Source organism: Staphylococcus sp. B1(2026) (assembly GCF_058895785.1).
This window is the reverse complement of the sequence record NZ_JBZXTS010000061.1, coordinates 1-6,952: the sequence shown is the minus strand read 5'-3', so window position 1 is coordinate 6,952 and position 6,952 is coordinate 1. Positions and strand designations below refer to the sequence as shown.

6 protein-coding genes are annotated in these 6,952 nt (G+C 28.0%); all 6 read left to right on the top strand.

What is annotated here, in order from left to right:
• Positions 1–178: 178 nt before the first annotated feature.
• Positions 179–526 (top strand): putative DNA-binding protein, encoded by a 348-nt coding sequence (locus tag AC5EAH_RS07555; protein WP_493494168.1) that lies wholly within the window; start codon positions 179–181, stop codon positions 524–526.
• An 18-nt stretch (positions 527–544) separates the two neighbouring features.
• A complete protein-coding gene (gene ffh, locus AC5EAH_RS07550) occupies positions 545–1,924 on the top strand; it encodes a signal recognition particle protein (RefSeq protein WP_493494167.1) in 1,380 nt (459 codons plus the stop codon).
• On the top strand, positions 1,902–2,381 hold the full coding sequence (locus tag AC5EAH_RS07545) for an ASCH domain-containing protein (protein ID WP_493494166.1): 480 nt from the start codon (positions 1,902–1,904) through the stop codon (positions 2,379–2,381). Before ffh ends, AC5EAH_RS07545 begins: the two co-directional genes overlap by 23 nt.
• Positions 2,382–2,496: 115 nt before the next feature.
• Positions 2,497–3,711, top strand: coding sequence for an AI-2E family transporter (locus tag AC5EAH_RS07540; protein ID WP_493494165.1), 1,215 nt, complete (start codon positions 2,497–2,499; stop codon positions 3,709–3,711).
• Between the two features lie 9 nt (positions 3,712–3,720).
• On the top strand, positions 3,721–6,258 hold the full coding sequence (gene mprF / locus AC5EAH_RS07535) for a bifunctional lysylphosphatidylglycerol flippase/synthetase MprF (RefSeq protein ID WP_493494164.1): 2,538 nt from the start codon (positions 3,721–3,723) through the stop codon (positions 6,256–6,258).
• 2 nt (positions 6,259–6,260) lie between these two features.
• Positions 6,261–6,845, top strand: coding sequence for a glycerol-3-phosphate acyltransferase (locus AC5EAH_RS07530; protein ID WP_493494163.1), 585 nt, complete (start codon positions 6,261–6,263; stop codon positions 6,843–6,845).
• The last annotated feature ends 107 nt before the right edge of the window (positions 6,846–6,952 follow it).

Genomic DNA, 6,952 nt, shown 5'->3' with positions numbered 1-6,952 from the left:
TGTTCAGACAAGTGTTGACAATCCATATATAAGACAATTCAAAAAGAAATTAATCAATTTCAACTTTCTTTTTGAATTTTTTTATGTTCAATCAAAAAATAGGCTACATCGCTCTCAAAATAACTTGTCACTATGCATATATCATTATATAATAAACTTTAATACATCTGTATAAGAAATGAGTGATATTTTGGAAATTGAAAAGATCTTTAGAATTAATAATCTGCTAGATTTTTATCAACAATTATTAACGACTAAACAACAAAAATATATGCAATTATACTATACTGATGATTTTTCTTTAGGAGAAATCGCAGAAGAGTTTAATGTTAGTCGTCAGGCAGTTTATGACACTATTCGCAGAAGTAGTCAATTATTAGAAGAATACGAAGAAAAATTACATTTATTAAAAAAATACAATGAACGTCAAATGATGATAAATGAATTACAAATACTAGCAAAACAAGAAAATCATCTACAATTGTCACAGTTAATTCAACAATTAGCAACATTAGATGAAACATAGGGATAAAGGAGAAATGATATGGCATTTGAAGCATTATCACAAAGATTACAAAAAACATTAGATAAAATTAGAGGTAAAGGTAAAGTTTCAGAACAAGATGTTAAAGAAATGATGCGTGAAGTAAGATTAGCTCTACTTGAAGCAGATGTTAACTTTAAAGTTGTTAAATCATTTGTTAAAACTGTTAGTGAACGTGCTGTAGGTGCAGATGTTATGAAATCTTTAACACCAGGGCAACAAATTGTTAAAATCGTTCAAGATGAATTAACAGCTTTAATGACTGATGGTGAAGCATCAAGTGATTTTATTATCTGTAAAGAATCACCACAAATTACGATGATGGTTGGTTTACAAGGTGCTGGTAAAACAACAACAACAGGTAAATTAGCTAATTTATTACGTAAAAAGTATCACCGTAAACCATTATTAGTTGCAGCAGATATTTATCGACCAGCTGCTATTAATCAATTAATTACACTAGGTAAACAATTAGATATCCCCGTTTTTGAGATGGGGAATCAAACAGAGCCATTAGAAATAGTTAAACAAGCTTTAGTTTATGCTAAAGAAAATAAATTAGATTATATTATTATTGATACTGCCGGTCGCTTGCATATTGATGAAACTTTAATGAATGAATTAAAAGAAATTAAATCTTTTGCTCAACCACAAGAAGTATTTTTAGTAGTGGATGCTATGACTGGGCAAGATGCTGTCAATGTAGCACAATCATTTGACGAAGCTTTAGGCGTAACAGGCGTTGTTTTAACTAAATTAGATGGGGATACACGTGGAGGTGCTGCATTATCTATTCGTGCAGTAACAGGTAAGCCTATTCGATTTACAGGACAAGGTGAAAAATTAGATGCCATTGAACCTTTTTATCCAGATCGCATGGTATCACGTATTTTAGGTATGGGTGATGTTTTAAGTTTGATTGAAAAAGCACAAAGTGCTATCGATGAAGAACAAGCATTAGCTATGCAAAAGAAAATGAAAGAACAATCATTTACATTTGATGACTTTTTATCAAGTTTTTCTCAAATTAAAAAGATGGGTCCGCTTCAAGATATTATTAAAATGATACCTGGTATGAATAAAATTAAAGGGTTAGATCAATTAAATATTGATGATAAACAAATCAGTCATATTGAAGCGATTATTAAATCTATGACGACATTAGAGAGAGAAGATCCAAGTATTATTAATATGTCACGTAGAAAACGTATTGCAACAGGTAGTGGGCGTCCATTAAGTGAAGTCCACCGTTTAATTAAACAATTTGATGAAATGAAAAAAATGATGAAACAAATGAGTGGATTTAACATGAAAGGTAAACAAAAAGGCGCTTTAAATCAATTAATGAAAGGGTTTGGTGGCGGTAATTTACCGTTTTAATATTATGGTAGAACAATATTGGCAACAATTTATAAATGAACATCCACAATATCGTCATCAAAATTATATTAGTTTTGCATTGTGTGGTGAAGGGCATCCTATGGCAGATGAATTAGCCGAACTCGTCAAAAAAGGTATTAAACAAGCTACCTCTAGTTTAGCCATTTTATATGATGAAACAGGTGAAGATATGCCTAAAGTAGGTGATATTAGTATCATATTAAATAGTTCTAATCAACCTGTATGTATTATAAAAAATACAGTAGTATCACTTATTCCGTATAATGAAATGAATGATACACATGCTCTAAAAGAAGGCGAAGGTGATAAAAGTTATAAATATTGGAAAGAGACACATGATATCTTTTTCAAAGATTATTTAGCAGAATATAACTTACCTTTTTCAGAACAACTATTGGTTTTATTTGAAGAATTTGAAGTGATTTATACATTCTAATAGTATAGCTTTAAGATATAGAAAGATATGTATCTTAAAGCTATACTTTTTTATTTAAATAAATTCATGTATAATGAAAAATAAAAGAAGATACAGGATACAAGGAGAGATTGAGTTGAAAAAAGAACAAGACCATCAACATCGTACTTCACAAGTAAAAACTCTATTTGTTACTAATTATATGAGATTTTTAGGTGGTATTAATTTATTATTCACCTTATTTATTGTCATTTTATTAGGTATTGTTATCATTATATATGATAAAATATCGTATATTTTTACGCCAATTGTTGTATTAATTTCAACAATTGTCACCCCTTTACTGATTGCATTGATTTTATATTATTTATTAAGACCCATCGTCAGTTTTTTAGAAAAATTTAATATTAAAAGATTACCAGCCGTATTAATTGTTATTGGTGCATTAATTGCTTTAGCTACTTCATTAATTTTATGGGTAACACCTATTTTATTCGAACAATCAGAAGTTTTTGTATTTAGTTTTCCTATTTATTTAAAACGTTTAGGCAATTCAATACAAGAATATTTTCAACATAGTCGATTATTTAAACAGTACTATGATGATATTTTAATTTGGTTACAACATAATATGCCAAATTTTACACATATTGTGAGCAATTCATTGGGTGGCGCTTATCAAAGTATTTTGAATATTGTAGGTATTATCAAAGATTTTGCGGTCGTTATCATGACTTTTCCATTTGTTTTATTCTTTATTTTAAAAGATAGAGAAAAATTTCAAATGTATACTTTGAGTTTTTTACCACCAAAATATCGTAAAAAAATGACAGAAATTATTATTAAAATGGATACACAAGTAGGTTCATACATACAAGGGCAAATTTTAGTTTCATTATGTATAGGTATTTTATTATTTATAGGTTATTCAATTATTGATTTACCTTATGCTTTACCTTTAGCGATGTTAGCCAGTATTATGAGTGTAGTGCCTTATTTAGGTCCAGCTATTGCCATTTCTCCAGCATTAATTGTTTCACTTGGTGTTGGTGGTTGGTTATTATTTTTCAAATTGATCATTGTTTGGGGTGTTGTTCAATTTTTAGAGGGGAATTTTATTTCACCGAATATTATGGGGAAAACTTTATCTGTCCATCCATTAACGATTATTATGGTATTATTAGTTTCTGGTAATCTATTTGGTGTAATTGGTGTTGTCTTAGGTATTCCAGGTTATGCAGTTTTAAAAGTGTTATTATCTGAGATATTTGATACTTTTAAATTTAGATACAATAAGTATTTTGGGGAAGAAGATAATTTCTATGAATGTGAATCTAAACATAGGGAATAGGTTAATTAAATGAAAAAAATAAAAATAAATTCAACTATAAAAAATATATTACAAGCTATTTTAATCATCGCTGTTTTAATTTTTGTTTACACAAAATTAAAAAGTGAGTTGAAAAATATCGATTTTTCTCAAGTCGGACAATTACTTTATGATATTGGAATTTTTAAAGCTACTATTATCTTTGTAGCTGGCTTTATTGGTGTTAGTATTTTAAGTATCTATGATTTCTTAATTGTTCGTGCATTAGGTTTACAAAATAAAATAGGGCATATTCGCACCTATAAAATTAGTTTTATGACGAATTCTTTAAATATGGTGCTTGGCTTTGGTGGCTTTATTGGAGGCGCTTTACGTTTTTATCTATATAAGCCTTACTATGATAATTCGAAAAAATTAACATCTAGTATCGGTATGTTACTGGTCTCAATGTTAACGGGTATTAGTTGTTTAGCATTTTTAGTTGTTGTAGGTATTATTGATGCTTCAGTAATTATTCATTCAAGACCATGGTTATACTATGCATTAATTATTATTAGTTTATTTTTTCCAATTTATTTATTTAGTACATATCGTAAACCAACGATTCAGGAAGATAAACATTTAGCAGTTAAATTAGCAATCGTTTCCATTTTAGATTGGGTAGCAGCCGGTACATTAATTATTTATATTTTACATATTTTAAAAGTAGAAGTTGCTTATTCACAAGTTTTAGGTGTGTTTATTGTTGCAGCAATTGCTGGTTTAATTTCGATGGTGCCAGGTGGTTTTGGTACGTTTGATTTATTAATTCTATTAGCTTTTAGTCAACTAGGTATTTCTAATAATATCACAGCAACTATTTTAATGTTATATAGACTATCTTATTATTTAATTCCATTTATCACAGGTTTATTTTTGATTTTACAAGAATTTTGGTTAACGCGTGTTCAGAAACATTATCAAGAGTTTTTAAAACCAGCGATAGATACAAGTACGGTCATTTTTTCTTTACAAAAAGGCTGGATTAATAAATTACCATTTTTAATATTAGGTTCATTGAATTTTATCAGTGCGATTATTTTGCTGCTATATACATTTAATTTTACAAATACTATTCAAAATGACATGATAAGCTATTCATTAATTATTATTCAAATTTCAGCAGCTATTTTATTAATTGACTCAGCCTTATCACTAATTCAAGAAACCATTGTTGCACACTTGCAAGGAAGTTTAGCTTTAATTTTATTAATTGTAACTAATTTCTTTGCAGACAAAGGTTATTTTATTATGATTTGGTTAACTATCTTATTAATTTTAACGATATTAGGTATTAATAGCACCACGAGTATTAGAAAACCTTTAATGTTATTTCGTTCACCACTACATAGTATGATTGTTTTATCAGTAACCCTATTAATTTATTATTTTTATAAATTATCATTAAAGCTTTTTAATAGTGATGTAATTTCATTATCTCAGTCAATTACTATTTTTGTTCTATCTATCACTGTCTATGTATTATTTAATTTGATTATTAATTTTTATATTATCTCTAAATATGATTTAACTATTTCACATAAATTATCAATCAAACAACGTCGTCATATTTTGAAACATTATGGTGGTAATTATTTAGCACATTTAAGTTTCACAGGTGATAAATTATTTTATACGAATGAAATGAAAGATGCTTATTTACAATTTGTCCAAATAAAACAAACGATTATTATTTTAGGCAATCCTATTGGTAATAGTAGTGCTTTTCAAAAATTATTACAATCTTTTTATAGACGTGCCAATTATATTGGTGTTGATGTCATTTTTTATCAAACATCTAGTGAATATATGGCACTCTATCATAATTTTGGGAATTCATTTTTCAAATTAGGTGAAGAAGCCATTATTGATCTACAACGTTTTAAACTATCAGGCAGAAAAATGCGTGGGTTACGTTCAACAATTAATAAATTCAATAGAAATGGTTACTATTTTGAATTGATTGATGCGCCATTAGATTATGATGTGTTTGAAGAAATACAAACTATTTCAGATAAATGGTTAGACGGTAATAAAGAATTAGGCTTTTCATTTGGTCAATGTAAATATCCTTATTTAAAACAAGCACCAGTTGCAGTCATTAAAAATAAAGAAGGTCATATTTGCGCTTTTGCAACAATTATGCCAACTTATAAAAATCAAACAATAACGGTTGATTTAGTTAGATTTGAAAATCATCAAACACCATCCTTAGTAGATTTCCTATATATTAATATTATTTTATGGGCACAATCACAATCTTATCATTATTTTTCTATAGGTATTGCGCCATTATCTGATTTAGGTGCCATGTCTAATCGTTATTTAAGAGAACGTATTGCCGTGACATTATTTGATAATATTCATGCAATATATGGTACACAAGGCTTACGTAAATATAAACGAAAATTTAAACCGATATGGCGACCTAGATTTTTAGTCTATCCTAAATATTCTAATGTGTTAATTTATTTATATTTTATTAATAAAGCCATTAATTCTACTAAACGAACATTAAGGAGGAAGTAATAATGAGCATTTATTTATTATCATTATATTTAGTATTAGCTTATTTAGTTGGTAATATTATGGGTGGATATATTGTTGGCTTATTTTATCACATTAATATTAGTGAGGTAGGAAGTGGTAATGTTGGTTCTCGTAATGCAGGACGTGTGTTAGGCGTTCCCGCATTTATTGTGACGGCTTTAATTGATGGTGGAAAAGGTTTTTTCATCGTATTATTAGGTAAATTTTGGCAAATTTCAACAACATTTATTTTATTAGCTAGCTTACTTGTCATTATTGGTCATATTATGCCCGTATTATTTAAATTTAGAGGTGGACAAGGTATTGCTACATTAATTGGTGCCATGCTAGCTTTAAATTGGTGGCTAACGATCATTATTTTACTAGGTATTGTGATATTAGCTGTGATATTAAAAAGTGCTACATTAGGCTTTTATATAATCATGATCATGAGTAGTATAGTTCAATTATTTATTAATTATATGATTTTTCCGAATCGAATTTTAATATGCTTTATTGTCATTGTTATTCTTGTTAAAAGTGAATTAGAAAATATAGGTAAAATATGGCATAAATTATTTAATTAGATTGAAGTGAGAAAAATAGTAGTTATGGATATTTTTCTCACTTTTTATTTAATCTATTCAATTTAGTATCTATTGCGTAGTCCAAAATCCTATGGGGGTCAAGAAGG

What these genes read in the sequence shown, in the direction of transcription:
- AC5EAH_RS07555 (WP_493494168.1), top strand. Translation starts at nt 179, where the DNA reads ATGAGTGATATTTTGGAAATTGAAAAGATCTTTAGAATTAATAATCTG.
- mprF (WP_493494164.1), top strand. Translation starts at nt 3,721, where the DNA reads ATGAAAAAAATAAAAATAAATTCAACTATAAAAAATATATTACAAGCT.
- AC5EAH_RS07530 (WP_493494163.1), top strand. Translation starts at nt 6,261, where the DNA reads ATGAGCATTTATTTATTATCATTATATTTAGTATTAGCTTATTTAGTT.
- ffh (WP_493494167.1), top strand. Translation starts at nt 545, where the DNA reads ATGGCATTTGAAGCATTATCACAAAGATTACAAAAAACATTAGATAAA.